The sequence below is a fragment of the Abyssisolibacter fermentans genome (assembly GCF_001559865.1).
GTDB lineage: Bacteria > Bacillota > Clostridia > Tissierellales > MCWD3 > Abyssisolibacter > Abyssisolibacter fermentans.
Window position 1 is genome coordinate 1 of the sequence record NZ_LOHE01000023.1, and the last position, 1149, is coordinate 1149.

At 30.2% G+C, this 1149-nt stretch carries 3 protein-coding genes; all 3 read right to left on the reverse strand.

Annotated features, from left to right (window positions below):
* Window positions 1-232: 232 nt before the first annotated feature.
* On the reverse strand, window positions 233-475 hold the full coding sequence (locus tag AYC61_RS21775) for a hypothetical protein (protein WP_242866721.1): 243 nt from the start codon (window positions 473-475) through the stop codon (window positions 233-235).
* A gap of 75 nt (window positions 476-550) precedes the next feature.
* A complete protein-coding gene (locus AYC61_RS21780; protein WP_066495593.1) occupies window positions 551-733 on the reverse strand; it encodes a hypothetical protein in 183 nt (60 codons plus the stop codon).
* A gap of 120 nt (window positions 734-853) precedes the next feature.
* Window positions 854-1149, reverse strand: a 296-nt coding sequence (locus AYC61_RS21785) for a transposase (protein WP_420806798.1), incomplete at its 5' end; no start/stop codon positions are given.

Consider the following 1149-nt stretch of genomic DNA (forward strand, 5'->3'; position numbering starts at 1 on the left):
TTGACTCTGTCCCCTTATGGATTAGCTTTCTACCATCAACACATATATAATAAGGTGTTGCTTCATCAGTACATTTTCTCATATTTTTCCTATGTCATTATAATAGGCTCTTGTTTCATCTTTTCATGAACTTGTAATTTTATATAGCTTTTTATTGAATTCTCTTTTAGATAAAGTAGATTTTGTTCACTACTATATCCACTATCTGCTGTAACTTCTTTTGGGTTACACCCTAATGATGTCTTGTGTTTTTTAGAATTGGAATAAGTGTATTGTAATCAGTTCTATCATTACTTATATATGTATTTATGATAAAATAGTTTTCAACAGCAATCTGAACATTATATGCTGGTTTAAGCTGACCGTTTTTCATATGGTCATCCTTCATTCGCATAAATGTTGCTTCAATATCTGTTTTTGAATAACTATTTCTATCACTTCCCATAATTTTAAAGTGCTCTTTGTATTTTAGCAATCTCTGTCCACAGCTCTCTATCTCTTCATAAAGCTTTTGTATCTCAGATTTTCTCTGTCCTTTACCATAAACAAACTAGATATTTTCTTCTTTAGCTATCTTTGTAAGATTAACTTGAAGCTTTAAAAGCCTGATAGGTGAGATGTTATCAATTTCAATTATTGAGTTATTGGATAGTTTTTTACGCTTTGCTATCTTACGTTGTCGATTTCCTTCTATAATTTTTTTAACCTTTGATATGCCCTTAATGCCAAACATTTCTTCCTGCATAAGTGAATATTTAAGGTCATAGCCATTTGACTTTATGATGCATTATATCTTGTATAAAGTTTATCAATGTTATCTAAAAGTCCTACAGATGATAATTAATACTCCCTCTCAAACAAAAGTGTATCTATTAGCATTTGCTTCAATTTTTGTACCGTCAATGAATAAAGACTTAAGTGTTACAAGCCCATCCTTTTCAAGCCGCTTAATGAACTGATAATGTAAATCATCAAGTATTTCAGTAGTAAGTTTATTATTGATAAAATCATAAAAAGCATCACGTTTTGGTTTTTCACCCTTTGTTAGCCATATGAACGCTATATCTCTTTCGCATAAATCAACAATTCTGTCAACAGATCTAACTCCTCTCATATTTGCATATAACAAAACAGCAAACATCATAATAG

Coding starts and splice junctions, on each gene's coding strand:
- AYC61_RS21780 (WP_066495593.1), bottom strand. CDS start 733: ATGTTTGGCATTAAGGGCATATCAAAGGTTAAAAAAATTATAGAAGGA.